This is a genomic window from Psychrobacillus sp. FSL W7-1493, assembly GCF_038004905.1.
Classification (GTDB): Bacteria; Bacillota; Bacilli; order Bacillales_A; family Planococcaceae; genus Psychrobacillus.
In genome coordinates this window covers 1,260,560-1,286,552 of the sequence record NZ_JBBOSB010000001.1, presented here as the reverse complement: position 1 = coordinate 1,286,552, position 25,993 = coordinate 1,260,560, and the positions used below count along the sequence as shown (strand labels likewise).

The window sequence follows — 25,993 nt, the reverse complement described above, 5'->3', positions numbered from 1 at the left end:
ACACAATTCATTTCCGATGTGGGATACAAATATTAAATAGTAAATACTTTTTTAATTTTCTCAATCGCCCAGTCAAGTTCTTCTTTTGAAATTACTAAAGGTGGGGCAAAACGGATTACAGTATCATGTGTTTCTTTACATAGTAAACCAAGCTCTTTTAGTTCTTCACAGTATGGTCTTGCAGCTTCTGTCAATTCCATTCCTATGAATAATCCACGACCACGAATCTCTTTAATAGAAGGGTGTTTAATCTGTCTTAAAGCATCCATAAAGTAATTACCTAGTTCTAGTGAACGATCAGCAAGCTTTTCATCTATTAAAACATCAAGTGCTGCAAGAGAAACTGCGCAAGCCATAGGATTCCCACCAAAAGTAGAGCCGTGTGAACCTGGATTAAACACTTCTAGAACATCACGGTTAGCTACGATACATGAGATTGGGAAAACTCCCCCACCTAATGCCTTACCTAAAATATACATATCAGGTTCCATGTCTTCCCATTCACATGCGAACATTTTACCTGTGCGGCATAATCCAGCTTGAATTTCATCTGCGATAAATAATACGTTATTTTCACGACATAATTCACGTGCAGCTTTCATAAATCCTTCTGGTGGAATAATAATTCCTGCCTCACCTTGAATCGGTTCTATTAGGAATGCAGCTGTGTTTGGAGTAATTGCTTGCTTAAGCGCTTCCAAATCACCATAAGGAATTAGTTTAATACCCGGAAGCATTGGGCCAAATCCTCTTTTGTATTCTGGATCTGAAGATAAAGAAACAGCACCCATCGTTCTACCATGGAAGTTACCGTTACAAGCAATAATCTCTGCTTGATCTTCAGCAACACCTTTAACATCATAAGCCCATCTACGAGCTGCTTTAAATGCTGTTTCCACAGCTTCAGCTCCAGTATTCATCGGTAAAACCATTTCTTTGTTCGTTAACTGACTTACTTTTTCATACCATGGCCCTAACTGGTCGTTATGGAATGCGCGAGAAGTTAAAGTTACACGATCTGCTTGGTCTTTTAACGCTTGAATGATTTTTGGATGACGGTGTCCTTGGTTAACTGCTGAATATGCAGAAAGCATATCCATATATTTTGTACCCTCTGGATCCTTTACCCAAACACCTTCTGCTTCAGAAACAACGATTGGAAGCGGATTATAGTTATTTGCACCATACTTTTCTGTTTGTTCAATTACTTTACTTGATACTGACATTTGTTTTCCCCCTTCTTGATTGAAAAGGCAGACATGATCAAACTGCCTGCCATTTCAATAATTAATACATATATTTTACAACATTTCAGAAGTTGTTTTAGCTTGCATATGAAGTTGAATATAATCAGGACCGCCAGCTTTAGAATCTGTACCAGACATATTGAATCCACCAAATGGTTGGTATCCAACGATGGCACCAGTACATCCACGGTTGAAGTATAAGTTACCTACATGGAAATCTTCGCGTGCTTTTTCTAAGTTCATACGGTTATTTGTAATAACAGCACCTGTTAAACCATATTCAGTATTGTTAGCAATTTCAATTGCTTCGTCGAAATCTTTTGCTTTAGAAACACCAAGAATTGGTCCGAAGATTTCTTCTTGCATAATACGAGAATCTGGAGCTAAATCAGCAAATACAGTAGGTTGGATGAAGTAACCTTTTGAATCATCGCCTTCTCCGCCTGTGATTAAACGGCCTTCTTCTTTACCAACTGGAATATAGCTCATAATTTTTTTGAATGCAGAAGCATCAATTACTGGACCTACATAATGCTCATCTTCATCTGGAATACCTACAGATAACTCATCTGTTAATTCTTTAACGCGTGCAAGAACTTGATCGTACACGTCTTCAACGATAACTGCACGTGAACCAGCTGAACATTTTTGGCCACTAAATCCAAAAGCAGATCTTACGATAGATTGAGCAGCTAATTCTAAATCAGCTTCTTTATCCACTACGATTGTGTCTTTACCGCCCATTTCAAGAATTGTACGTTTAATCCAAATTTGTTTTTCAGCTAATTTAGCTGATTTTTCTACGATTCCTAAACCAACGTCACGAGAGCCTGTGAAGCTGATTAAACGAGTGCGTGGATGCTCAACTAAGAAGTCACCAATTTCAGCACCTGAACCAGGGATGAAGTTAACAACACCAGCTGGCATTCCAGCTTCTTCTAATACTTCTACAAATTTATACGCAACAACAGGAGTTGTAGATGCAGGTTTTAGTAACACAGTGTTACCAGCAACCATAGCAGCTACAGTTGTCCCAGCCATGATAGCAAATGGGAAGTTCCAAGGAGAGATAACAACAGATACTCCTAATGGAATATAGTCGTAACGGTTGTATTCACCTGGACGACTTTGAACTGGCTGACCTTCTTTAAGGCGTAGCATTTGACGACCATAATATTCTAAAAAGTCAATTCCTTCAGCAACCTCTACGTCTGCTTCAACCCAAGTTTTCCCTGCTTCTCTTGATAATAAAGCGGAGAACTCAAATTTACGACGACGAATGATAGCAGCTGCTTTGAACAATACATCAGCGCGTACTTCTGGTTTAACTTTTTTCCATGTATTAAATGTTTCATCAGCGATTTTAAGCGCTTTTTCTGCAATTTCTTGAGAAGCTTTTGATACTTTACCAATTACTTCTTCTTTTTTAGCTGGATTATAAGATACGATTTTACTGTCAGTAATGATTCTTTCTCCACCAACGATTAATGGAAAGTCTTGACCTAAATAAGCATCAACAATTTTATAACCTTCTTTTATTGCTTTTTTATTTTCCTCTTTTGAAAAATCAGTAAATGCTTCGTGTTTATAAGGTATCATTATAAATCCTCCTCTTAAGTTATAACGCAAAAAAAATTTGCACTATCAATACTTCTTCCCTTATAATAATGCAAAAGATTGTTGCGTTTTTCAAGTAAAATTAACTAAAATGTTAAATTTTTTTTGGGGGTGATATTTTTGTCTAGTAATTTCAGTAAGCTGCTTCCATTTTATAAGTTCGCTACAGAGCAAGTGGCTGTAGGTATCCACGCAATAGATCTAATGGGAAAAACCATTATATACAATGAAAAAATGAAAGAAATAGAAGGCTTAAACTCGATGGACATTGAAGACCGTTCCATTTTAGAGTTATTTCAGTTCGAACAGCACGAGAGCACACTACTAAAAGTACTACATAGCGAAAAGCCCGTCCTAAGAGCGAAACAGACCTACTGGAGCAGGAACGGCCAAGAAATCACCACTATAAATGACACATATCCTGTTTTTGAAGAAGGTACCTTAATAGGAGCTATCGAATTCTCGAGAGACATTACTGCATTAGAAAAACTTTTGTTTCAGCCCCTAAAACGATATAACGAATCGATCACCCTCTCTTCGATAACCGCCGAGTCCGAACTGATGAAAAATGTAAAGGAACGTTCCATTAAAGCAGCAAATGTCCGTATGCCTATCTTATTAATAGGCGAAGCTGGAACAGGAAAAGATTTAATCGCGGAAGGAATTCATCATGAGCTATCCCCACCAAACGAGCAATTTATAACGCTCTACTGCTATAGTGCTGACGATCAAATTATTAGTAAATTTGAACTGGAGATTAAAAGCCTTCGTAACTGCACTATATTTTGTGAAAGAATAGACTTATTATCCATCGATTTACAAAATAAATTAATTGAAGTATTAAAAGAAAATGGGTCAAACCAAAATTTATTTATAGCTAGTATTGGTGAAGATCCAATCGATATGATTTCTAATAACCAACTGGCAAAAGAGCTTTACTATTACTTCACTTCCATAACTATTAATATTCCTCCGCTCCGTGACCGACCAGAGGATATAATGCCATTCGTACATGATTACTTCCAACGTCATTTAAGTCGCTATTCTTCGACATTAGAGGAGATTGATCCTCAAGTGGTAAAAGTATTTAAAAGTTATGATTGGCCAGGCAATTTAAAGGAATTAGAGCTTCTTTTGGATGAAATCACTTCTATGATAACTACAGAAAACACACTAAGCTTTAATATGCTTCCTTTGCATTTCAAGCTAAAAATACAAGGATTAAATGAAACGATGAAAAACGCCGAAGACTTCGTTGTTTCTGCAGAAAAAGATTTACTTCCGCTAGATGAATACCTAAGACAGGCTGAAACCTATTATTTACAAAAGGCATTAGAAAAATATAATAATAATATTACCAAAGCAGCTGAAGCGCTAGGAATGAGCAGGCAAAATTTGCAATACAGATTACGAAAGATAAAGAACGCTTAAATCAAAGAACGCCATTTAAAACACTAAAAAGGTGAAGAAGGGATTAGCCCTTCCTCACCTTTTTCTCTTACCGAATGGATTGTTGAATCCATCCTGCTAATTTTTCTTTCAGAGTATTAAAGCCTTCTTCGTCATGCTCATCTACTCGTGCTTGAAGTGATTTACGTGGTTTATCGTCCCGCTTTGGAGAAGTAGGCTTTTCTTGAAGCTCTCTAATGGAAAGACTGATTTTCCCCGCTTCCCCATCTACCTCTAAAATTTTAACCTCTACTTCTTGACCTACCGTCAAAAACTCTCCTACTTCTTTTACATAACCATATGTTATTTCTGATATGTGTACTAGACCCTGTGTTTGTTCATCTAGACTTACGAACGCACCGTATGGTTGAATACCTGTCACTTTACCAGTAACCACATCTCCTACCTTAAATGTTTTTGTCATATGCCGTCCTACTTTCTTATATACGATATTGTCATGTTAAATTATAACATATCAGAAAGTATATGACCAAAAAACACGGGAGCGCCATGGAAAGAACGTCTAGCAATTTGTCCAAGGAAATTTATATCCTCGGCATTCTCAAAGCACTTTTTAGCTGTTCTGATACACGATCTGAAGAGCCTTGTATTAAATGCACTCCTATTCAACAAACTGCTCCAAATCCCCGTTACCTTCTAAGTGAAGAGCATCCTCAATATCTCCATGATCTAATGCGTCCCAGGTTTCTGATTGTGTCCAACCGCTGCTTTCAAATTCATTCACTATTGGCTTTAATAAAAACTGTATGATATTAGAGCTACTAGATTCATTAACGACATCACTCCAAATATCTTGATATTCTTTTTTAACAACGCCCTTATCAAACACAGTGCTATCGGTAGTCCCCTTTATCACTGCATAAAATAATTCGGTGTAGTACATTTTCAACAAATCCTTATGCATATATAAATCTGAACTGCTTACTAGGAATTCGTCTAAGTACATCAATATTGCTACTGAATCATTCAAACTATAAATTAATTCGCCTGCATATGTAAAAGGCGCTTTTTCTAAAGTATGAATATATTTAAAAAATGTTGAAGCTAAAATATTTTTCAATTCATCGACCTGTTCTTCGGTCAACTTATATTGAATGGTCATATCTGATGCTGGGTATAGATTTTCCTTATTTAATGCTGCTAGCTGCTCTTCAGAAATATCACCCTTTTCATCAAAGTACTCACTCAATTCTTTGATCCTACTAGAATAAGTATTAAAAAACTCAGCTGTATCCTCTTCTGATAACTCTTGACCATTATCTATTACTTCCTGGATCATTTCTGATGGAAGATAAAGAGAATGAATTAGTTCGTTATATCTCATATTTAGTGAGTCTTCAGTCGAAATGGAGAGGATGTTTTCATACATTGAAGAATTGCTCTCTCCTGTATAATATTTATAAAGTGTATCTGCTCCTTGAACGAATGAAATTTTTGAAAATTCTTCCTCCGTCAGATGTAACATTTCTCTACGTTTTTCTCGTTCTTGTTCGTAATTGTTTTTTAGTCTTTCAATAAATTCTATAGAGGCATCCGCTAAAGGAACGTTACCCTCTCCATCAATATTCGCTAACTGATTGGCATTAGAAGGCGGTTTTTCTTCCTGAAAGCTTGCTCCTATTATTCCAAAGACAAGTACTGCTGCAGCACTAACTAACCATACCGCAACTCGTTGCCAATTCATTTTCTTTTGTTTGACCTGAGTTAGTTCATTTGATTTGTCTCTATCTATTTTTTTTAATATGTCATCGGAATCGATAGTTGAAGGTAGTCGATCATAGGATGATTTTAAAAGAGCTAATCGGTCTTCTAGTTTTTTATCGTCCATGGTTTTCACCTCCACTAATTTGTAAGGCATTCTTCAAATGTCCCTTCGCCCTTAATAATCGAATTTTAATGGTGGACATCGGTACATTAAGTACCTCTGACATTTGTTCGTAAGACATGTCATGGAAATAGAAAAGGATAATAGGGTGTCGATATTTTTCATTTAATAACTGTATTGCCTCATGAAGCTCTCGATCTTCTTCAAACACCAAGACCTTTTCTTCGGCAGATTTCATTATGTAACTTTCTTGTGAATTACCCTGAAGCTTCACTTCTTTTTGAGCTTCCCTTGTTTCCTTGCGATAATAGTCTCTCGTTGCATTTAATGTAATTTTATATAACCAAGTTGTAAATCGTTCTTTTTTGAATTGGTGTAGGAAACGGTAAAGCTTTACAAACACTTCCTGTGTGACATCAGGTATGTCTTGCACTCGCACGCCGCATTGAAAAGCAAATTTTTCTACGGTTCGGTGATGTAAGCGAATGAGCTCCCCATATGCTAGTTGATCGCCCTGCTGTGCACGTTCGATCAATTCGTTCTCAACCATTGCTCCCCCTCACTCTCTCTTTTGCTATAGGTGTAACGTAAGATTACCTCTAATTGTTACACTTATCTTTTAATTTTTAAATACCTTGTATATAGTAACGAGTTTCAGTTTAATATAAGTTACCATTTATTTTTTGGAGGTAAAATAGTATACTATCACTTTAAATCGTTAAAGTACTAAAGGAGGAATACATATGAAAACTCGAGATCGTTTCGGGTCAAAAATCGGCTTCATATTGGCTGCGGCCGGAAGTGCTATTGGTTTAGGTGCGATATGGAAATTTCCATACATGGCAGGAACGAACGGCGGAGGCGTCTTTGTTTTGCTTTTTATCCTGTGTACTCTTCTAATAGGGTTACCGATTTTACTAGCTGAATTTATCATTGGGAGAAAGGGACAGGCGGACGCAGTAACGGGTTTTAAAAAACTGGCTCCTAACAAGCCATGGTTTTTAATCGGATGGTCTGGTTTCTTCTTCTCATTCATCATACTGTCATTTTATAGTGTAGTCGGTGGTTGGATTTTATCTTACTTATTCCGTTCTATTACACTTAGCCTAAACGGAAGTACAGATAACTTTTATGAGGACTTATTTAATACCGTCATTTCAAATCCATGGGAAGTACTAATTGGACAGGGAGCATTCATTTTGTTAACCGTTTGGATTGTCCAAGGTGGGATTAAGGGAGGAATTGAAAAAGCTAGTAAATGGATGATGCCCTTACTACTTATCTTTTTCGTAGTACTAGCCATACGCTCGGTGACTCTGGACGGAGCAATGGAAGGTATTAAGTTTTTACTCGTACCAGACTGGTCTTATTTTACTTGGGAAACTGCCCTGCTAGCATTGGGACAGGCATTCTTTTCATTAAGCGTCGGTGTTTCTGGAATGATTACTTACGCATCATACTTACCAAAGGAAACTAAATTAGGAAACTCGGCTTTAAGTGTTTCTATGCTGAATATTGGAATATCCATTATGGCAGGCTTAGTTATTTTCCCTGCAGTATTCGCCTTAGGTTTCTCACCAGATGCTGGCCCTGGCCTAGTATTCATCATACTTCCAGCAGTATTTGAACAAATTATTTTTGGACAGTTTTTCTTAATCATATTCTTTATACTATTACTTTTTGCTACTCTAACATCATCCATCAGCATGTTAGAAATCGTTGTTTCCATCGGCATCAAGTCAAAATACGATCGAAGAAAACGTTTTGCTTGGATCTTAGGTTTCTTAATTTTCCTTGTCGGAATTCCTAGTGCCCTTTCCTTTGGTGTGCTACAGGATATCAAAATCTTAGACTTATCTATATTTGATTTTGCTGACTTCTTTACTAGTAGTGTTGGTTTACCTTTAGGAGCACTTTTCATCTCCATTTTTGCTGGTTACCACTTTACCAAAGCAGATATTTCGAATGAGCTTGACTCAAAAGGCTTTTTATTAAATGCATGGAGAATCATTGTAAGATATGCAGCACCAATTGCCATTTTAATCGTATTTATTCAAGGCATTTTGAATGTACTCAAATAAGTTGATACTTTCTTGATTGTTTTTATATAAAAATACGAATTATGAAATTGAAAATAATGAGCTGTAATATAAACAAATCAAAAATTGTACTTTTTCTGACAATTGTTTGAAACTAGTTCTCAAAAAAAATATGCTATAATATGATGTAAGATGTGAAGAATTTTTAAAGAGGTGGATGGAATCATGAAAAAAGAATTACATGAGCAATTGCGACAACTAAGAGAAGAACGCAATATTTCTTTAGAAACACTTTCCTTAAAAACAAGAATCGGCGCTGGAAAACTGGAAGCGTACGAATCAGGTAGTGAAGTCCCATCAACACAAACTATATTAAAGCTATCGAATGCATTAGAAGTACCTGCCTCTAATTTGATGGATGGTCTTCAAGAAGTATAAAAATAGTAATAGAAAAAAGCTTTCGATTCAAGGAATCGAAAGCTTTTTCTTTTGTTGACCTATATTTGAAAGAGTGTAATAGCTCGTTAAATAATGCATTTCATTTCATATTTTATTGCAATTAGCTTATAAGAAATTTCGACACACTTTTCTAGTGGAATCCACTGTTCAAAGGAATGTTCATAGATTTCTTGTATTTTTCTAGCAAGCTCGGATGGGTGATCGATATCGTGAAGAGCAGTAACTACATCAGCAATCTCAGTTTCGTATGCATCGATACCAAATTGGAAAGGATCCCATTCCTGTAGTATCCAAACTGCTTTTCTATTCATCTGTATTGTATCCATTATTTTTTCACCTTACTACTTTTATTAGTTAGGGTTATAATAACACAATAAGTTAAAATTGAAAGGGGAATTTACTTTGTCAGATTTTTCAACTATTTTCAATCGTCGTAACACTTTTTCCGCAAAATGGGATATGTTAAAACAGGTATATGCAATTGAGGATGACACAGATGTACTACCAATGTGGGTAGCAGACATGGATTTCGGCCTTGCGCCAGTTATACAGGAAGCTATACATAAGCGTTTAGAACATCCAGTTTTTGGTTATTCTATCGCACCAGAAGCAGTAAAAGATGCATTATCTACCTGGGTATCTACTAAACACCAACTAGAAATACAGAATGAATGGATTCTTCTTCGTCATGGTGTAATACCTGCAATGGCGGAGGCAGTTGATGCTTTTTCCCAAAAAGGAGATAAAATACTCGTCCATACACCAATCTATCCACCCTTTAAAGGAATACCAAATAATTTAGAGCGAGAAGTCGTTACCTGTCGCCTTAAAGAGAACGGTAATTCTTTCGAAATAGATTGGACAGCCTTTGAAGAATGCTTAAAGCAAGATATCAAGATATTTATTCTTTGTAATCCTCATAATCCTGGCGGGAAGGTTTGGGGTAGAGAGGATTTAACTAAAATGGCAGCCTTGTGCAAGCAGCATGATGTATTGATCCTTTCAGATGAAATACATTCAGACCTTGTTTTTAAGCCGAATAAGCATGTACCTCTTCTCGTGGCAGCTGAAGAAACAGATAACATTATTACTTTCTTTGCTCCTACTAAAACGTTCAATCTTGCTGGTATTCAAGGTGCAGCAACGATTGTACCAAATGAAAAATTACGAAAAGTTTTAGAGAATGGTGCAACTAGACGTGGTGAGATGGGATTGAACGTGTTCTCACTTACAGCTATGCAGGCGGCATACGAACACGGAGAACAATGGCTTGAAGGTCTTTTAGAAGTTGTAGAAGGCAACATGAAATACGTAGTGGAACATTTATCCGCAATTGAAGGTGTTAAGGTTTCTATGCCTGAGGGCACATATTTAATGTGGATTGATTATCGAGGAACTGGCTTGAACGAAAAAGATATGATGGACCTTTTATTAACGAAAGGGAAACTCGCTTTAGAGCCTGGCACGAAGTATGGAGAAGGCGGAGATGGCTTCCTTCGTATGAACGTGGCGTGTCCAAGAGCAACAGTCGAGGACGGAGTGGCAAGATTCAAACTAGCATTATCCTAATATATAAGATTTTTAAGCTTCCTATCCAGGGACAATCCTTGGGAAGCTGTAGTACAGGCTGGTCATGACTAACTTCATGATCAGCTTTTTTTATTGCCAATAAGCTTCGATCTAAAAACTTGAAATAAAGTTATGTGATGCCTATTTATTACCAGTGCATCAAAAGTAAAATATGTCTTAAAAAACGAAAGAAAGGGTAAAGAGAATAATGAGCGAAATAACAGGAGGTAATTTTTTAATGAAGAATAATGTTATTGGAGTATATGAAAATGAACAGCAAGTGAAAGAAGTTATTGAAGGCTTAAAAGAAAAAGGCTATACAGATGAGGAAATTTCAGTTATTGCTAAAAATACAAACGGAGTTTCCGAAGTAACACAGGAAGTAAAACCTTCTACTAAGGATGGAGCTATTGCTGGAGCTGTAACAGGAGGAGCAATTGGCTTAGCCGGAGTGCTAGTAGGACTATCGACTGTATTAATACCGGGATTTGGCGCTGTGTTGGCTGCCGGACCTATAATAACAACAATTGGAGGAGCAGTAGTTGGAGCTAACTCTTCTGCAGGTGGGTTAAAGCATGCACTTATGGAACTGGGAGTAACAGATGATGAAGCTGAACGCTATTCTACAGACGTAGAAGACGGTAAAATCTTAATCTTTTTACATCCGAATAAATGAAAATAATTACACCAATCTTTCCCCTTGGAAGGATGAAAGCGATAAATTCATATGAGCCCCTATATTAGTTTCTTAAACAGCCATAGGGGCTTATTTACGTATTGCGTTTTTGTTTAATCTGCTTAGAAAAGTGGAGATGTGTTACTAAATAATTAATAAATGTCCAGCCCTAGTTTGTCTAATAGGAGCTTGGATGAGTGAGCTGTAGGGGATTGTCGTAATCTATGGGTGGATTGTCGTAAATTTTCGTGGGATTGTTGTAAACTACTGTCCCATTGTCGTATATCTCTTTAAGCCTGTTCGTCCTTGTGTAATTTAAAATAGCGAGTAAGCAAACGATTACCCGTCCACTTACCCGCTAATTTAAGACGTTACTCAGAAGGTACGTTTTTCTCCGCTTCTTCTTTTCTTGCCTGTAATACACGATCTTCTATTTCCTTCGCTTTTGCTGCATCTTTAGCAGATTTCTTTTTAAACCATCGGAATAATAACACACAAAGAATAAATACCATGATAAACTCTAAAACTACTGGTATATACTCTGTTTTATCCTCAGGAAAATATAAATATAAAAAGCCTAATGAAAGAAAGTTTAACAAAGCAAACACTTCCCTACTTTATTTTTGAATAACCTCTATGGACTGAATAAGGATATCCTCTACAGGCTTATCATTTTGACCAGTTTCCACTTTAGCTATTTCATTTACTACATCCATGCCCTCAATAACTTGCCCGAAGACTGTATGCTTTTGATCCAAATTTGGTGTCCCACCTTTTTCCTCGTAAGCCTTAGCTACTTCCTCAGGCCATCCACCTTTAATAAGCTGTTCAGCTGTTACACCTTCTTGTGGTGGAGCTTGTACGATAAAAAATTGGCTGCCATTTGTATTTGGTCCCGCGTTAGCCATTGATAGTGCTCCATTGAAGTTAAAAAGATTCATCGTGAATTCATCCTCAAATGCTTCACCATAAATACTTTCTCCACCTGCTCCAGTTCCAGTAGGGTCTCCTCCCTGAATCATAAAGTCTTCAATGACCCGATGGAAGATAACTCCTTCGTAGTAGCCTTCTTCTGCTTTAGTTATAAAGTTTTCCACTGTTTTCGGTGCTTCTTCTGGAAACAATTTAATTTTAATTGCTCCTAAGGAAGTATTCATTTGGACTAAAGCTTCATTTTCAGCAACTTCTGTTGAAAGTTGCGGATATGTGATTAATTCGTCCTCTTGTTGGGTATCAGTAGTAACAGCAGATTCTTCTTTTGTAGTCTCTTTTTTATTGTCTTTTTCAGTTTCAGTTGAATTACTTCCACATGCTGATATAAACAGTACAGTAAATAAACATAAAATAATTATTTTTTTCAATATAATCACCCCAAAACAGTTTAACATAATGAAAGATACTTTTCAGTGACAAAGTTTTTAACATTCAACTTCCTTAGTCACTCGAAATGTTTTATAATTTAATGCAGTACGTGTCAAGAGAAAGAAGGGATTTCAATGAGCGTACAAAAACGGAATTTTATTATTATGTGGTTTTCCATTTTCCTAGTTTCTAGCACCATGACTATGATCATGCCTTTTCTTTCTTTATATATTAATACGATGGGCGACTTTACAGATGCCTACGTACAAAAATGGTCTGGTCTAGTATTTGGAGCTACGTTTGTTTCCGCGCTTATTATGTCTCCTATATGGGGGAGAATAGCTGATAAATATGGTTATAAGCCTATTTTAATCATCAATGGATTCGGAATTGCACTCAGTGTGCTTTTAATGGGATTCATAAATTCGGTAGAAGCATTCTTTGTTCTTCGATTGTTTATGGGTGTTGTAACAGGATTTATCCCAACCTCACTAGCTTTTATCAGCTCTCAGACAGCGAGGGATGTTGCAGGCAAGACCATGGGCACGTTACAAATGGGTAGCGTATCTGGTACATTATTTGGTCCTGTAATAGGCGGATTTATGGCTGATACGTTTGGTTTTCAATACACATTTATCATTACAGCTACAGCAGTATCTATAGCTGCACTCCTAGTTATTATAGGGATTAGAGAACAACGTCGGGTTAAAGCGAAGGATGAGCATGAATATTCTAGAAAGACGGTCGTGTCTGGTATTTTTCATCATCGTCTAATACTTAATGTCCTAATGATTACGTCTTTAATACAAATTGGGCTTTTTAGTATTCAACCTCTTCTCTCCCTATATGTTTCCCACTTAACTGACTCCAGTGAAGTCGCTCTCTTAGCAGGCATAACCTTTAGTGCTACAGGTGTAGGTAGTCTTCTTTTCGCGAGAACTTGGGGGAAGCTTGGAGATTCGATTGGCTATGAAAAGGTTCTATCCATGCTGCTACTCATTGCATTTGTATTCATCGTTCCACAGGCCTTTGTTACGGAGCTATGGCAACTGATGGCTCTTCGCTTCCTATTTGGAATTGCTTCTGGTGGTCTAATACCAGTGACCACTGCCTTGATCCGACGAGAAGCACCGATTGAAGTTCAAGGAGAGCTTATGGGCTACAACACAAGCTTCCGCTTCTTAGGTAATATAATTGGTCCGATGTTTGGTGGATTTATCAGTGGATTTATCGGTATATCCTCTGTTTTCTTCGTTACGGGTGCCCTATTCCTGATAGCTTTCTTCATACTCTATTTCGCCGGTAAGAAACCCGTCCAAGACTTTGAAGAAGTGCTTCATGAGGAAGAACTACACGCTAATACGTAATAATGTAAGGCTTTCGACGCTAAATGGTCGAAAGCCTTTTTGTTTTATATAGAAATCCCGATTATCATTCAAACGGCAAAGGTTGAGTTCCATCGACATCAGTAAATCCATATTTTTTTGCTAGCTCCGCAACCATTAGTGCTTCTCCAGAAAGCTTAGATACTGTGCTGTCTGTTGCTAAAGCCAAAACAGCACGACCTACATACGCTGTTGTTTCCGTAGCTCCATCCTTGGGTCCAAAACCTGAATCTATAACTCTTTCCGTCCTCATCCAACCTGGGCAAACAGCAACGGCTGAAATATGGAATTCTTCTAATTCCTTTGCCATTCCTCGTGTCATTCGATTAATAGCATTCATAGCTAAGTCGTAATATAAATTACTAGAGATTTTTTCTTTTATAAAAAATGTGAGATTTACAATTAATCCTTTTTGGTGCTTTGCCATTAAAGGCACAGCGTATCGAGTAGTTAGTAAATAGGCTTGTGGCCCAGCAACCATCATAGCATCCCAGTGTTCCAATGGACGTTCCCAAAAATGCGGTCCATCCCCTGATGGTAGCGAGCTTTCGGACCCGCCAAATACACTATTAACTAAAATATCAATCCGACCCTGTTCCCTTTCAATTCTCTCAAATAGCTTTCTTACGTCACTATTATGTGTATGGTCACATTGTATCGCGATACCTTTACCCCCTCTTAAAGTAACACCAGCGGCAGTTTCCTCAATGGTTTCCGGACGGTTATCGGTTGTACTCCCCTTTACACTACGCCCTGTCACGTATACTGTTGCACCTGCACTGCCTAGTTGATAAGTAATTCCCCGACCCGCACCACGGGATGCTCCTGTAACAACAGCAATTTTCCCTTGTAATGGTTTCATATTTTACCGGCTCCTCTAGCTGTACCTTTTAAATTTTTTTACGATTCTCCCTCATACAACTTTAACATAAATATCCATTTCAGAAAGAAGTCAATTTTCAAATGTAAGATGGATTACACAGTTTACAGTCAATCAACCTTTTCTTTTAAATAGCCTCCATTTTTACTTCACACCTCATATTATTTGGTCGATAGAATAAGCATGGAATATGCTATTCTTTAAATAGATTACAAGAACTGGAGTGTAAAATGATGCGACAAGGTATAGGATTTTTAGTCATCTTGTTATGTTTTCCCATACTGTGGATTTTATATTCCTTTATCCATACAGAGGTGCTATCTGCAGCCTCCTTTAATTCGGATTTAGAACGTTCCATTCAACTATCAAATCCTACCATAACCTCCCCTGTAGTGCTCTTAGATAACAAAGGAAAACTATTCTCAGAGGATTATATCGAATGGAGAGAGCCTCTTTCTTTAGAAGAGATTCCCTTATTTGCTCAGGAACTCTTTCTTCAAAGTGAAGATGAAGAATTTTATCAGCATATCGGCTTCAATTTCACCGCTATTTTTAGGGCTGTCTTTGCAAATGCATCTGCCCAGCAAATGGAACAAGGAGGAAGTACTATTACTCAACAGCTTGTCCGCCTCCGCTATTTGTCTACTGAGAAAACGTATGAAAGAAAGCTAACGGAGTTACTATATGCGCATGAAATGGAAAAACAAACGAGCAAAGAAGATATTTTCACAAATTATTTAAACGAAATTTATTTCAGCAATCAAGTATATGGAATAGGAGCAGCCTCCACATTCTATTTTGGACGCTCAATCGATCAATTGAGTGAGGCAGAACTAGCTTTTATAAGTGCAATACCAAATAATCCAACCATTTATAATCCACTCACCAATTTTGATGCGACAAAAAAACGCCAGGAGCTTCTAATTGATGTCCTCGTAAAAAACGGTAGACTTACTGTCGAACGAGCAAATGAAATAAAACAAGCACCAATTAAATTAGTGACGAAAACTAAAAAGCAATTATATCCTGCATATAGCACGTTTGTGTTACATGAAATAGAAAGCCTTATTGCTCATAAAGAAGGCTTTAAGGACAAAATAGCAAATGCACAAAATGAACAGCAAAGGCAATTTATTGAAAATGAGCTAAAGACTCGTGTTGATGAAGTTATTTCCAAAGGAGTAACCGTGCATACTGCACTAGATCCTCTGAAGCAAGAAGATGATGAGCGGTATATTAATAGTCTATTAAGTAAAAAGTCGAATTTACAAGCTGCTTCTGTAGTTATTAACAATGAAACGAGGGAGATTGTAAGTATTTATGGTGGGAAGGATTACAAGAAACTAGACTTCCATAGAGCCTATCAGGCAATTCGTCAGCCCGGCTCTGCCTTTAAGCCGCTGTTAGTATACGCACCATTGTTTGAAACAACTACGTATACTCCCAATAGCTCTATAAACGCTGGAAAACTATGCATAGGCTCCTATTGCCCACAAAATTATGGTGGTGCAGTGTATGGTTATGTAACCATTCAGGAGGCATTTCGTTTAAGCCACAATACCCCAGCTGTTAGATTATTAGATATAGTCGGCATTGAAAATGCTTTTGCGAGACTCTCTCCTTTTCAGTTTGAAAATATAGAGGAAAAAGATCATACGTATTCTGCTGCGCTAGGTGGCTTAACAAAAGGGGTCACCGTGTTAGAAATGGCAGATGCCTATACTAGCTTTATCAATGGGACTTATAAGCCTGCACATGCAATTCAGAAGGTCGTAGATAAAGAAGGAAATGTTTTATATGCTTGGGAGGAGGATTTCCAAGAAGTATGGTCTTATAAAACAGCCCAAACAATGAGGGGATTGCTTGACCAGGTAGTAACAAACGGAACTGGAAAAGGTATTTCGGTCAACTCCTCTTACGTCGGTGCTAAAACAGGAACCACAAATGAGTATTATGACTACTGGCTAGCTGGCCTAACCGATACTTATACTTCAGCAGTATGGATTGGTTATGATTTACCTAAAAATATGAAAAGCATAGAGTCCAACAAAATACACCACCGAATTTTTAATCGAATTATGGATAAAAAAAATTGAGAAGCCAATGTTGAGCTTCTCTTTTCTTTATACACTTTTTATGAAGTTCAATATTTTCAAGTATAATACAGCTACCTCTTCTGGCGTTTCTCGATGTGTATGTGAAAGCCATTGCTCTATAAGACCTAATATGGCCGAAGCTGCAAATGCAGACAAATAATCTGTGGGAATCGTTGGATCAATAGATGACATCTCGGTTGCTTGATAATTTTCCTCGAATTGCTCTACAAAGAATTTTTTTAGCCTTAAATGAAACCCAGAAGTATTGTTTTTGGACAGTAAAACGATAAATTGGTCCACATGCATTTCGATATATCGGAATACTTCCATGGAAAAGCCTGCAACTTGTAATTGTTTCACCATTTCCACTTTATACTCGGAATCTATAGATTCAATATGTAATCGGAGACCTTCCAAAAGCTCTTCTTCTACTTTTTCGAGCAAGTCGTATTTATCAAGATAATGTAAATAAAAAGTTCCTCTGTTTATACAAGCACTATCTGTTATATCTTTTATCGATATCTTTGTAAATTCTTTTTCCTTTAATATGGAAAGGAACGATTGTTGTATTTTTTTCTTTGTTTGCATATTCATTTTATCAAACACAGTATCCAAACCTTTGCCCCCTCACGATACAAATATTTAAGATATTACTATATGAATACTTCAATATTTCCTAGGCAATATTTGTCGATTATAAAAATGGCAGACTTGCAATAATCCCATTGTAAAGCTTAATAATTACATAAATAACTAACGCAAGAAACAAACTCCACACGATTATTTCAAACATAACTAGCCCCAACGTTCCAATGAGTGTCATCGAGTTGCTTAGCTTAAATACAACATATATAAAATAAATAAAAGCTGTAACTAAAAAGACAAGCATAAGAATTTGTATGGATTGAAATCCGACAGCTGAAATAATTGCTCCACATAGAAAAATGACATAGCCACCTCGGGCCTGCGCCATCGTTTTCCCCTCATAATCTTTTGAAAAGAATAGCATTCCGATCTCATGAATTGTCTCTGCAATTAATTTTAGGGCAGAAAAAAGCATGAAATAAATAAGGGCAAAGACAATTAGAACGAACAGCTTTATCTCAAAATCAGTAAGAAATTCTTTCATTCCATTGTACACACCAATAACCTTAAACAATTCAATTGCTTTAAACATAGTGTAGGTAGAAAAGGTTAAACTAAACAAAATGATTGTAATTAACGGAAGAAAGCCAAACACATAAGGGTTTTTCATTGTTGCTCCTCTAATCTATAGGAAATTCTGATACTTAGTATGATATCGGATGGTATCTCACTTTCGCAAGAGCCTACCAAAATATTCTCCATAATTTAGAATAAGCGAATAATAATTTTTCATAAAAAACTGCAATACCCTCCCGCCTTCTATTTTTAAGAAAACTACTCTCTATTTGCTGTTGCTTATATATAGGAAGGAAGTAATATGCCATGCAAACGCTTCATATTTGGAGTATAATTTTATTTATATACTTAAATATAATGTTGGAAGGAGGATTCCTATGTCCATGATTTTTGCAATATTCTTGCCTATTATTTTGGCTATTTTTATACCTTTATTGTATAAAAGAGCAAAAAGAATCCATACTGGCTGGTTTGTTCTAATCGCACCTTTACTTTTAGTAGTTTTATATGCAATGTATATTCCTTCAGTAATGGATGGAAAAACTTTTTCAGAAGAAATGCCTTGGATCCCATCACTCGATATTTCATTTGTCTCGTACATAGATGGCCTTAGCTTACTATTTTCTTTATTAATAACCGCGATAGGATCCCTCGTGGTTCTCTACTCTATCTTCTATTTAGATAAGGATAAAGAGAATCTAGGAAATTTTTACGTATACTTATTAATGTTTATGACGGCTATGCTTGGCGTTGTCCAATCTGACCACTTAATTGGGCTCTATTTTTTCTGGGAGCTAACTTCAATTTCATCATTCTTACTCATTGGCTACTGGTATACTCGCGATCGTTCTCGCTTCGGTGCATTGAAATCAATGATGATTACTGTATTTGGTGGATTGATGATGCTAGGTGGCTTCTTACTGCTAGGTATTATGGGAGAAACTTTCTCTATTAGGGAACTCATTTCACAAGCAGCTACTATGGCTGAGCATGATTTATTCGTCTGGGCATTAGTGTTAATATTACTTGGTGCATTTACAAAATCTGCGCAATTCCCTTTCTATATTTGGCTTCCAGACGCTATGGAAGCACCAACACCCGTCAGTGCATATCTACACTCGGCAACTATGGTAAAAGCAGGATTATATTTAGTTGCACGACTTACTCCTATTTTCGCACTTTCTGAGGTTTGGGTATGGTTAGTTACTGGTGTCGGTATCCTCACACTATTCTGGGGATCATTCTTTGCAGTTAAACAAACTGATTTAAAAGCAATTTTGGCTTTTTCTACAGTAAGTCAGCTTGGATTAATCATGTCGTTACTAGGAATTGGCTCTATTGCGTATCACGTTACAGGAGATTTAGTAACGACCTACACATTTGCTACATTTGCTGCCATCTTCCATCTACTAAATCATGCAACTTTTAAAGGAAGTCTCTTTATGATTGCTGGAATTGTAGATCATGAAACCGGCACACGTGATATTCGTAAGCTTGGAGGGCTAATGAGTCTAATGCCAATTAGCTTTACAATTGCCATGATTGGTAGTCTTTCTATGGCAGGCATTCCCCTTTTCAATGGATTTTTGAGTAAGGAAATGTTTTTAGATGCGACCCTGTCGCTCCAGCATTTCGGTCTATATTCAATGGATACTTGGTGGATATTGATTCCAGTTGTTGCTTGGATTGCGAGTGTCTTTACATTCGTTTATAGCTTGTACTTTGTCCTACACACGTTCCGCGGAAAACATACACCTGAGTTGCTGCCGAAAAAAGCGCATGAGGCTCCTATCGGTATGCTTATTTCCCCTGGAATATTAGCAACACTTGTAATCGTGATATTTTTCATCCCAAATTTCTTTGGAAATACATTTATTAAGCCTGCGGTAGCAGCTATTCAACCGAGCGCATATGCTCTACCATCTGACGTAGGATTCAAAATAAAAGCTTGGCATGGATTTGACTCGCCCGCGTTATATATGACGTTAGGAATATTCCTTGTCGGCTATCTTTTATACAGAACACTCCCTAAGTGGAGCGTTGCCTACTCGAAGATGCCAACCAAAGTTTCATTGAACGGCATTTATGATTGGTTAATGATGCTTTCAGAGAGTGGTGCCAATCAAGTGTCCTCTTTATACATGAAAGGTTCCATCCGCTCCTACTTAATTTACATTTTTGGAGCAATTATCATTTTACTTGCAAGTACTATGTGGATAAAGGATGCATTTGTCATTAGCTTTGATAACTTGGCACCTATTAAGTTTTTTGAAGTATTGTTATCTTTATTAATTATTATTGGAACACTTACAATATTAATTACTAAGTCTAGACTTACAGCGATTATTGCATTGGGAGCTGTCGGATATACTGTTGCATTGTTTTTCATCATATTCAAGGCACCTGACCTAGCTCTTACTCAGCTAGTAATAGAAACAGTTTCTGTGGCACTATTCCTTGGTGCATTCTATCACCTACCTAAATTAAACAAGCATGAAAAAGGTAAGGAAGATCGTAAATTCCGTTTAACTAATTTTCTAATAGCCCTTGGTGTTGGAATTATGGTTACCTTAATAGCTATTTCTGCACATTCTCAAAAACTCGTTCCTTCTATATCGGAGTACTACAAAGAAACCGTATATAGCGAGGCGGGAGGCGGGAATATAGTAAACGTAATTTTGGTAGATTATCGTGGTTTTGATACATTATTTGAAATTAGCGTACTTACTATTGCATCTCTAGGAATAATAGCAATGATTACACTGAGATTGGCAAAAAAGAAAGGAGAAAGAAAAGTTGAAAACAAATGATTTAATCATCCAAACAACAACAAAAGTAGTCTTTTTTATCATTTTTCTTTTCTCCATCCATATCTTTTTTGCAGGTCATTATACACCTGGTGGAGGCTTTGTCGGAGGTCTGTTAATGTCTAGCGCAATAGTCCTCCTTTTGCTGGCATTCGACTTAAAAACAGTCCAGGATATGCTTCCTTTAAACTATACCGTTGTCACTGCAGTTGGACTTGTTATAGCCCTGGCTACCGCTGCAGGTTCTATTTTCTTTAATGTTCCGTTCTTCACTCATGTATATGATTATTTCAACCTTCCTTTACTAGGGAAAACATCCATCCATACTGCTATGTTTTTTGACACAGGAGTATATTTAGTTGTTGTGGGTGTTACAATGACAATTATTCAAATGATAGGAGGAGATGAATAATGGAAATTATGATGTCCATTTTAATCGGCTTTCTATTTATGGCTGCAGTGTATTTAATCCTCTCACGAAGTTTAATTCGGATTATTATTGGTACAGGTTTACTGAGCCATGGAACCCATTTGCTTCTTTTAACAATGGGTGGCCTTGGAGGAAAGTCTGCTCCGGTCTTAGCTGATGGAGTAACCGACTATGCTGATCCACTTCCGCAAGCCTTAATATTAACGGCTATTGTAATAGCTTTCGGTGTTACAGCATTCTCACTAGTTTTAGCCTATAGAACGTATAAAGAAGTGGGAACAGACAATATGGAACTTATGAAAGGATCTGAAGACAATGATTAATCTATTATTATTCCCAGTCCTCATCCCTTTCTTGTTTGCGGCAATTCTTTTATTTTTCCCTAAAAGAATAAAAGCGCAGCGAATGGTCACTATTATTGGATTGCTGATGGCACTAGTATCGGCCTTTACATTACTCTTTAAAGTAAAGACAGATGGTGTACAAACCCTTACCCTAGGTAGCTGGGCTCCACCATTTGGGATTACAATGGTTTCAGATATGTTTTCAGCTCTTTTAGTAACCTCTTCTCTTATCATCACCTTATTTGTTGTATGGTATAGCTTTACTTACATGGATGAAGCTAGAGAAAAGTCGTTTTACTATCCAGCTATCTTATTTATGTTAACAGGTGTTAACGGAGCATTTACAACAGGTGATATTTTTAATCTTTTTGTATTTTTTGAAGTATTGTTAATGGCTTCATATGTACTAATTGTGTTGGGTGGAGAAAAAGTACAATTAAAAGAATCTATTAAATACATAATAGTTAATATTGTCTCTTCGTCCTTATTCGTTATTACAGTGGGATACTTATATTCCGTAGTCGGGACATTAAACATGGCTGATATTTCCGTTAAATTGGCCGAGATTGGCGAGGTAGGAATTGTAACACTAATCGCTGTATTATTCTTGATAGTATTCGGGATAAAGGGCGGTATTTTCCCTCTTTTCTTCTGGCTACCAGGCTCTTATGCAGCACCGCCAGTTCCTATACTTGCTTTGTTTGGCGCATTGCTTACTAAAGTCGGCGTATATGCTATCATGCGTACCTATACTTTGTTCTTTACAACCGACGTTGGATTCACTCATGAACTGCTCATGATACTCTCGATTATTACGATCATCGTTGGATGTATAGGTGCACTTGCTTACTTTGATTTAAAGCAAATTATTATTTATAATATCGTCATTGCAGTAGGAGTCATCTTATTCGGTGCTTCTATTATGAACGAAAACGGAATGATTGGTTCTGTATTTTATTTAATCCATGATATATTGATAAAAGGTGCTCTGTTCCTACTGATTGGAATCGTTATTAAAATTACAGGCACGTCCAATTTACGAAAAATGGGTGGATTGATGAAGAAATATCCACTTCTTGCTTGGAGTTATTTAATCGCAGCATTTGGTTTAGCTGGAATTCCTCCATTAAGCGGCTTTATTGGTAAGATGTTAATCGTTCAAGGTGGTTTCGAAGGGGAATTATTATGGCAAAGTATTTTTATCCTACTTTCCAGTCTCATCGTTTTACTTTCCGCGATACGTATTTTCATTTATGCATTCTGGGGTGAGCCAAAAGGCGAATCCTCTTACTTGGATGCCATATCCTATAAGCGTTTATTAGTTCCAACAATTGCACTAGTTGCTGTTACCGTTTTGTATGGCGTTGGAGCCGAATTCTTAGTGCCACTTATGACTGATGCATCCAATGTGTTATTAGATCCTTCCTTATATGTTGATGCTGTCTTTGAAGGGGTGAAATAATGGCTTTTCAAATTTTATTAAATGTATTTATAGCCCTTACGTGGATGTTTCTATCCATATCATTTAAACCTACTACTTTTATAGTAGGATATCTGCTCGGTTTGGTAATGCTTTTCATGCTTCGAAAATCCTTTAAGTCACGATTCTATATGGATCGTGTATTGGCTGTGATAAAATTAGCATTCTTATTTTTAAAGGAGCTAATACTTTCTAACTTCTCTGTTTTAAAAGTAATCGTGAAGCCAGAAATGCCTATCCGTCCAGCTATTTTCGCAATGGAAACTGTATTGACTGAAGACTGGGAGATAACCTTGCTTTCCAGTCTCATAACCTTAACACCTGGTACAGTAGTTATTGATGTTTCGGATGACAATAAAACATTATATATCCATTCTATCGATTTTACCGATATTGACGAAGCAGTAAACTCCATACGCGATACTTTTGAGAAAGCAATTTTGGAGGTGAGTAGATCATGATAACTTTTTTATGGGTAATCGTCGTGCTTATCAGCGCTGCTTTACTAGGCTTCATTTATCGTCTTGTAAAGGGGCCTACTACTCCAGACAGGGTTATTGCCTTAGATGCCATTGGGGTGGGCCTAATTTCATTAATAGGTCTAATTTCAATATTATTTGACACTCCATTCTTTTTAGAGGTCATCCTCTTATTGGCTGTACTTTCCTTCATTGGGACTGTAGCGTTTTCTAAGTTCACGGAGAAGGGAGAGATCATTCAACGTGACCGTAATAGCTAATATATTAATCCTAGGTACTATATCCTTTGGAACTATTTTCATCTTAGTGACTGCAATAGGCTTGTTTCGTTTACCAGACGTTTACACAAGAGCCCATGCTGCTTCCAAAAGTGCAACGCTCGGAGTGATGAGCATCTTAATAGGAGTGTTCCTTCACTTTTTGTTAATCGAAGGTACATTTAATTCTCGAATTTTACTTGGTATCTTATTTCTCTTCATTACTGGTCCAGTCGGAGGTCATATGATGGGAAGAGCCGCTTATTATTCTGGTGTAGAATGCTGTGACCTCACAGTACGAGATGATTTAGAAGAAGTTGTGGAAGAGAAAAGAAAGAATATGAAGGTAAAAACAGATACGAATTAGCTTCGAATTCATGCTTAACAAAAAAGTGCAAGCAAAGTTGGTTAACGCTTTGCCTGCACTTTTTATATTTTGTACAACTTAGCTCCATTGCTCATCTTTTATATTCGAGGTGAAATACCTTCCATAAAAAAAGCATTTGCAAAACGTGATCCTCCACGAATTGCAAAAGCTTTTTTATACTAGTTAATAGTACGGGGAGTATGGTGAACCGTAGTAAGGATAAGGCTGGTATGGATAAGGTTGATATGGATATGGATATGGTTGTCTTGCACCAAATCCAATGATGGAAGAACCTAAAAGCCCTCCCACAAAGCCTCCTAATAGCGGAGCTCCAAATCCACCAAATCCACCACCAAAACCTCCGTAACCTCCATATCCTCCTGGACCCCGAGGACCTCCTGGACCTCTTCCCCCATAACCACCGCGTTGATATCTAACCATAATGTCCCTCCTTTCAACACAGTGTATGCTATGTGGGATAAGTGTCCTGTGCGTTTATCCTACTCTTCGTCTGCCATTCTTTCAATAAGTGTTGCTAAAGTACGAACCATTACACCAGTACCGCCTTTTGGTCCAAAATCATATGCTGCTTTTGCATCGGATGTACCCGCGATATCTAAGTGAATCCATGGTGTATCTTCTACAAATTCTCCAACAAAACCACCACCGAAAATCATATGACCATCTCCTCCTGGGGAGTTGTTCAGGTCTGCAACGTCACTTTTACGAATGCGTTTCTTATCATTTTCAGTTAACGGAAGTCTCCATACAAATTCTCCTGTTTCCAAAGAGGATTCCATAAAGGTTTCAAAGAATTCTTCATTGTTTGTTAGTGCTCCTGTTTTGTCGAATCCTAATGCGGTGATTACTCCACCTGTTAAAGTAGCTACATCGACAATGTAATTAGCTCCTTGCTGTTTTGCATATGTTACCGCATCTGCAAGAACTAAACGTCCCTCTGCATCTGTATTAAGAATTTCAATCGTTTTACCGCTCATAGAAGTTATAACATCATCTGGCTTAAATGCATTACCAGAAATCATATTGTCCGTTGAAGCAATTACAGCTATAACGTTTTTATTTGGACGAAGCTCACCAATAATTTGCATAGCACCTAGAACTGCTGCTGCTCCACCCATATCGCCCTTCATACCAACGATACCAGTTTTTGTTTTAATAGAGTAACCTCCTGTATCGAAAGTAATCCCTTTCCCTACAAGTGCTACCACATCATCCCAGTTATCTGTGGCTTGATATTTCAAAGCGATTAAACGTGGTTCTTCAACTGATCCTTGGTTCACAGCCAATAAAGCTCCCATACCCAGCTCTTCTATTTCTTTCTTACCTAATATTTCTGTTTCAAAGCCATATGTCTCACCAAGCTCTCTTGCATACTCTCCTAGTTGTGTAGAAGTCAGCACGTTCCCTGGTGTATTTACTAAAATTCTAGCTTCATTAACCGCATCCGCATAAATACTTCCTACTTCAAAGTAAGTTGCAGCTTCTTCTAAATCAGTATCTGTTAAAAGCTCGATAGCTGGTAAATAATAATCCGGCACATTAGAGGTTGTTTTATAGCCTTCATAAACAAAAGCTCCCATACCAATACCCTCACCAGCTAAATAAGCTACATCAGCTTCTGTAGCGCTTTCAGAGGTAAATGATGGAACCCAGACTGCAAGGGATTCAGGCTTGCTAGAAAGTAGCTCTTTCCCTACTAAACCAAATGCTTCTCGAATATTTTCTTGTGTTAACTTTTTACGATCTCCAAGCCCTACAAATAATATTCTTTTTACAGTTTCTTGACCTGCTATTGGGACTTTAACTATTTTTTTCGAGTCTGATGATATGTCACCACTTTTTACCCAATCAAGAATGTGATTTCCATACATATTTAATAATGCATCCCATTTCTCTGTATTTTCAGGATGCTTAGGAATTCCTACCACTAGTGTTTCGGATTGTACTTCTTCGAATGTTACATTGTTAGTGCTAATAATCATCATTTTTCCCCCTACATAATTTGGATACATTCTTATTATA

Annotated in this window: 27 protein-coding genes; 14 read left to right on the top strand and 13 right to left on the bottom strand. The window is 37.2% G+C overall.

Annotated elements, in window-relative coordinates:
* Positions 1–32: 32 nt before the first annotated feature.
* Entirely contained in the window at positions 33–1,226 is a 1,194-nt protein-coding gene (locus tag MKX96_RS06485) for an ornithine--oxo-acid transaminase (protein WP_340882893.1), read from the bottom strand.
* Positions 1,227–1,301: 75 nt separating this feature from the next.
* Positions 1,302–2,849 (bottom strand): L-glutamate gamma-semialdehyde dehydrogenase, encoded by a 1,548-nt coding sequence (pruA, locus tag MKX96_RS06480; protein WP_340885899.1) that lies wholly within the window; start codon positions 2,847–2,849, stop codon positions 1,302–1,304.
* A 135-nt stretch (positions 2,850–2,984) separates the two neighbouring features.
* On the opposite strand from pruA, the gene MKX96_RS06475 reads away from it, so the two are divergent.
* On the top strand, positions 2,985–4,295 hold the full coding sequence (locus MKX96_RS06475; RefSeq protein ID WP_340882891.1) for a sigma 54-interacting transcriptional regulator: 1,311 nt from the start codon (positions 2,985–2,987) through the stop codon (positions 4,293–4,295).
* Positions 4,296–4,362: 67 nt separating this feature from the next.
* On the opposite strand, the gene yugI is transcribed toward MKX96_RS06475, so the two are convergent.
* From yugI to MKX96_RS06460, 3 genes are all read right to left on the bottom strand, one after another.
* Positions 4,363–4,737 carry a S1 domain-containing post-transcriptional regulator GSP13 gene (gene yugI / locus MKX96_RS06470; RefSeq protein WP_340882889.1) on the bottom strand — a complete coding sequence of 125 codons (375 nt, stop codon included), beginning with the start codon at positions 4,735–4,737 and terminating at the stop codon, positions 4,363–4,365.
* Positions 4,738–4,935: 198 nt separating this feature from the next.
* Positions 4,936–6,162 carry a hypothetical protein gene (locus MKX96_RS06465; RefSeq protein ID WP_340882887.1) on the bottom strand — a complete coding sequence of 409 codons (1,227 nt, stop codon included), beginning with the start codon at positions 6,160–6,162 and terminating at the stop codon, positions 4,936–4,938.
* Positions 6,152–6,709 (bottom strand): RNA polymerase sigma factor, encoded by a 558-nt coding sequence (locus MKX96_RS06460; RefSeq protein ID WP_340882886.1) that lies wholly within the window; start codon positions 6,707–6,709, stop codon positions 6,152–6,154. The genes MKX96_RS06465 and MKX96_RS06460 overlap by 11 nt, the downstream gene beginning before the upstream one ends.
* Before the next feature lie 193 nt (positions 6,710–6,902).
* On the opposite strand from MKX96_RS06460, the gene MKX96_RS06455 reads away from it, so the two are divergent.
* Together MKX96_RS06455 and MKX96_RS06450 are read left to right on the top strand one after the other, a co-directional pair.
* Positions 6,903–8,240 carry a sodium-dependent transporter gene (locus tag MKX96_RS06455; protein ID WP_340882885.1) on the top strand — a complete coding sequence of 446 codons (1,338 nt, stop codon included), beginning with the start codon at positions 6,903–6,905 and terminating at the stop codon, positions 8,238–8,240.
* Between the two features lie 183 nt (positions 8,241–8,423).
* Positions 8,424–8,636, top strand: coding sequence for a helix-turn-helix domain-containing protein (locus MKX96_RS06450; RefSeq protein WP_169359675.1), 213 nt, complete (start codon positions 8,424–8,426; stop codon positions 8,634–8,636).
* 86 nt (positions 8,637–8,722) lie between these two features.
* On the opposite strand, the gene MKX96_RS06445 is transcribed toward MKX96_RS06450, so the two are convergent.
* Positions 8,723–8,983, bottom strand: coding sequence for a DUF1871 family protein (locus MKX96_RS06445; RefSeq protein WP_169359674.1), 261 nt, complete (start codon positions 8,981–8,983; stop codon positions 8,723–8,725).
* A gap of 76 nt (positions 8,984–9,059) precedes the next feature.
* Between MKX96_RS06445 and MKX96_RS06440 the strand changes: the two genes are divergently transcribed.
* Together MKX96_RS06440 and MKX96_RS06435 are read left to right on the top strand one after the other, a co-directional pair.
* Positions 9,060–10,226: a MalY/PatB family protein gene (locus tag MKX96_RS06440; RefSeq protein ID WP_340882884.1), complete on the top strand. Its 1,167-nt coding sequence runs from the start codon at positions 9,060–9,062 to the stop codon at positions 10,224–10,226.
* A gap of 238 nt (positions 10,227–10,464) precedes the next feature.
* On the top strand, positions 10,465–10,902 hold the full coding sequence (locus tag MKX96_RS06435) for a general stress protein (protein WP_340882883.1): 438 nt from the start codon (positions 10,465–10,467) through the stop codon (positions 10,900–10,902).
* Between the two features lie 371 nt (positions 10,903–11,273).
* Here the strand turns inward: MKX96_RS06435 and MKX96_RS06430 are convergent, their stop codons facing one another.
* Both MKX96_RS06430 and MKX96_RS06425 read right to left on the bottom strand, forming a co-directional pair.
* Entirely contained in the window at positions 11,274–11,501 is a 228-nt protein-coding gene (locus MKX96_RS06430) for a hypothetical protein (RefSeq protein WP_340882882.1), read from the bottom strand.
* An 18-nt stretch (positions 11,502–11,519) separates the two neighbouring features.
* Positions 11,520–12,263: a peptidylprolyl isomerase gene (locus MKX96_RS06425; RefSeq protein WP_340882880.1), complete on the bottom strand. Its 744-nt coding sequence runs from the start codon at positions 12,261–12,263 to the stop codon at positions 11,520–11,522.
* 135 nt (positions 12,264–12,398) lie between these two features.
* Here MKX96_RS06425 and MKX96_RS06420 point away from each other — a divergent pair, with 135 nt between their 5' ends.
* Positions 12,399–13,631, top strand: coding sequence for an MFS transporter (locus tag MKX96_RS06420; protein WP_340882878.1), 1,233 nt, complete (start codon positions 12,399–12,401; stop codon positions 13,629–13,631).
* A 64-nt stretch (positions 13,632–13,695) separates the two neighbouring features.
* Here the strand turns inward: MKX96_RS06420 and MKX96_RS06415 are convergent, their stop codons facing one another.
* Positions 13,696–14,511: an SDR family NAD(P)-dependent oxidoreductase gene (locus MKX96_RS06415; protein WP_340882876.1), complete on the bottom strand. Its 816-nt coding sequence runs from the start codon at positions 14,509–14,511 to the stop codon at positions 13,696–13,698.
* A 251-nt stretch (positions 14,512–14,762) separates the two neighbouring features.
* On the opposite strand from MKX96_RS06415, the gene MKX96_RS06410 reads away from it, so the two are divergent.
* The gene (locus MKX96_RS06410; RefSeq protein ID WP_340882874.1) at positions 14,763–16,625 is read left to right on the top strand and encodes a transglycosylase domain-containing protein; all 1,863 of its coding nucleotides are present in this window, start codon (positions 14,763–14,765) and stop codon (positions 16,623–16,625) included.
* A gap of 27 nt (positions 16,626–16,652) precedes the next feature.
* Here the strand turns inward: MKX96_RS06410 and MKX96_RS06405 are convergent, their stop codons facing one another.
* Positions 16,653–17,231: a TetR/AcrR family transcriptional regulator gene (locus MKX96_RS06405; protein ID WP_340885897.1), complete on the bottom strand. Its 579-nt coding sequence runs from the start codon at positions 17,229–17,231 to the stop codon at positions 16,653–16,655.
* Between the two features lie 88 nt (positions 17,232–17,319).
* Positions 17,320–17,880, bottom strand: coding sequence for a DUF5366 family protein (locus tag MKX96_RS06400; RefSeq protein WP_340882873.1), 561 nt, complete (start codon positions 17,878–17,880; stop codon positions 17,320–17,322).
* A 283-nt stretch (positions 17,881–18,163) separates the two neighbouring features.
* Between MKX96_RS06400 and MKX96_RS06395 the strand changes: the two genes are divergently transcribed.
* From MKX96_RS06395 to mnhG, 7 genes are read left to right on the top strand one after another with little or no spacing between them, the layout of a single operon-like run.
* Positions 18,164–20,596, top strand: coding sequence for a Na+/H+ antiporter subunit A (locus MKX96_RS06395; RefSeq protein WP_340882872.1), 2,433 nt, complete (start codon positions 18,164–18,166; stop codon positions 20,594–20,596).
* A complete protein-coding gene (locus MKX96_RS06390) occupies positions 20,583–21,005 on the top strand; it encodes a Na(+)/H(+) antiporter subunit B (protein WP_298473797.1) in 423 nt (140 codons plus the stop codon). Before MKX96_RS06395 ends, MKX96_RS06390 begins: the two co-directional genes overlap by 14 nt.
* Positions 21,005–21,346 carry a Na(+)/H(+) antiporter subunit C gene (locus MKX96_RS06385; protein ID WP_169359664.1) on the top strand — a complete coding sequence of 114 codons (342 nt, stop codon included), beginning with the start codon at positions 21,005–21,007 and terminating at the stop codon, positions 21,344–21,346. Before MKX96_RS06390 ends, MKX96_RS06385 begins: the two co-directional genes overlap by 1 nt.
* 31 nt (positions 21,347–21,377) lie before the next feature.
* Positions 21,378–22,829, top strand: a complete 1,452-nt coding sequence (locus tag MKX96_RS06380; RefSeq protein ID WP_445678214.1) for a Na+/H+ antiporter subunit D — start codon at positions 21,378–21,380, stop codon at positions 22,827–22,829.
* Positions 22,829–23,308, top strand: coding sequence for a Na+/H+ antiporter subunit E (locus MKX96_RS06375; protein WP_340882869.1), 480 nt, complete (start codon positions 22,829–22,831; stop codon positions 23,306–23,308). The genes MKX96_RS06380 and MKX96_RS06375 overlap by 1 nt, the downstream gene beginning before the upstream one ends.
* On the top strand, positions 23,305–23,586 hold the full coding sequence (locus MKX96_RS06370) for a Na(+)/H(+) antiporter subunit F1 (protein WP_298473808.1): 282 nt from the start codon (positions 23,305–23,307) through the stop codon (positions 23,584–23,586). Before MKX96_RS06375 ends, MKX96_RS06370 begins: the two co-directional genes overlap by 4 nt.
* Positions 23,570–23,950, top strand: a complete 381-nt coding sequence (mnhG, locus tag MKX96_RS06365; protein WP_340882866.1) for a monovalent cation/H(+) antiporter subunit G — start codon at positions 23,570–23,572, stop codon at positions 23,948–23,950. The genes MKX96_RS06370 and mnhG overlap by 17 nt, the downstream gene beginning before the upstream one ends.
* Before the next feature lie 183 nt (positions 23,951–24,133).
* Here the strand turns inward: mnhG and MKX96_RS06360 are convergent, their stop codons facing one another.
* Together MKX96_RS06360 and MKX96_RS06355 are read right to left on the bottom strand one after the other, a co-directional pair.
* On the bottom strand, positions 24,134–24,391 hold the full coding sequence (locus MKX96_RS06360; RefSeq protein WP_340882864.1) for a hypothetical protein: 258 nt from the start codon (positions 24,389–24,391) through the stop codon (positions 24,134–24,136).
* Positions 24,392–24,450: 59 nt separating this feature from the next.
* The gene (locus MKX96_RS06355; RefSeq protein ID WP_340882862.1) at positions 24,451–25,953 is read right to left on the bottom strand and encodes a leucyl aminopeptidase; all 1,503 of its coding nucleotides are present in this window, start codon (positions 25,951–25,953) and stop codon (positions 24,451–24,453) included.
* Positions 25,954–25,993: the final 40 nt, after the last annotated feature.